Consider the following 1,126-nt stretch of genomic DNA (forward strand, 5'->3'; position numbering starts at 1 on the left):
CCTACTTCCGCGGCAAAGACGCGCTGTATGCGGACGTCGCCGCACGCGAGCACGTCGTCATCGCCGAGGCCACCCAGATGGACCCGTCCGACCTCCCCGGCTACGCGGGCCGCCTGTTCGACTATTTCGTCGCCCGTCCGGACCACCACCGCCTGCTCACCTGGGGCCGCCTCGAACTGCCGGGCACCGCAGCCGTTGCCGACGATCCCACCCAGGCAGTGATCGCCCGCAAAATCGACCAGCTCCGCCAGGTGCAGCAGGCTGGACAGCTTGACCCCGCCTGGGACCCGGCCGACGCCCTCGCCCTGGTCAATCAGATCGCCATGACCTGGGCGTCGCAACCCGAACTCAGCGAGGCCGCCGCCGCACACGCCGTGGACCCCACCACCGCCGCCCGCCGCGCCGCGGTGGTGACCGCTGTCGAGCGGCTCTTCCCCCGAGCGCGCTGAAGTCCCCCGGACCGGCGGCACTTGAAGCTCCCCTTCAGCCGCGAATCTCAGCGGCCTGACATGCGCGCGGCCTTCTGCCGCCACCCCAGAGGAGCCACCCCATCCCACACCTCCGCCCGCGCGCCTTCAAGAGCAGAACAGCGCACGCTACCCAGCGCTACCGCCCAAGCAGGAATCGGCAAGGGTTTTGCTCATGATCAGACGGCGAACCCCGCAGCCAGGAGTGCTCAGTAAAGTCAACGCCCCAGGTAAGTGGATCGCGGATGCCCACGAAATTGCGGAACCTACATCGGTCTGATCGTGGTCAGTCGCCCATAATCAGGCCGGTTCCCGCGAGGCATCCGTCGACCAGGTGCGGTCGGTACTGGATCTGCTTGAGGCTTCGTTTCACGGTCCTGGCCAGTTGGTCGAGGTTGGCGGCGGCGAGGTTGCCGATGGTCCGTTTGACCAATGACCAAATGCCTTCCTGAGGGTTGAGGTCGGGTGCGTAGGAGGGGAACTGGAAGACCGTCAGCCAGTCGGCGTTCGCTTCGATGAACGCTCTCATCTGCAGCATGAGGTGAGCGCGCAGGTTGTCCCAGACGAGCACGATCGGGCCGCCGAGCTGGATGTGCGCGCGGATGATCAGGTCGCGGTAATCCCGCCAGGTGAAGCCCTTGGCCTCGCCCTTTCGGCCC

At 66.9% G+C, this 1,126-nt stretch carries 1 protein-coding gene and 1 pseudogene; one reads left to right on the forward strand and one right to left on the reverse strand.

The features are described 5' to 3' along the window. Positions 1-449: pseudogene (locus tag ACWEBX_RS41240) on the forward strand (TetR/AcrR family transcriptional regulator); the annotation flags it as partial. 304 nt (positions 450-753) lie between these two features. Here the strand turns inward: ACWEBX_RS41240 and ACWEBX_RS41245 are convergent. Next, positions 754-1,126: transposase (locus ACWEBX_RS41245; RefSeq protein WP_451889794.1), on the reverse strand; the 373-nt coding region annotated here is incomplete at its 5' end.

It is taken from the genome of Streptomyces sp. NPDC005070 (assembly GCF_053600395.1).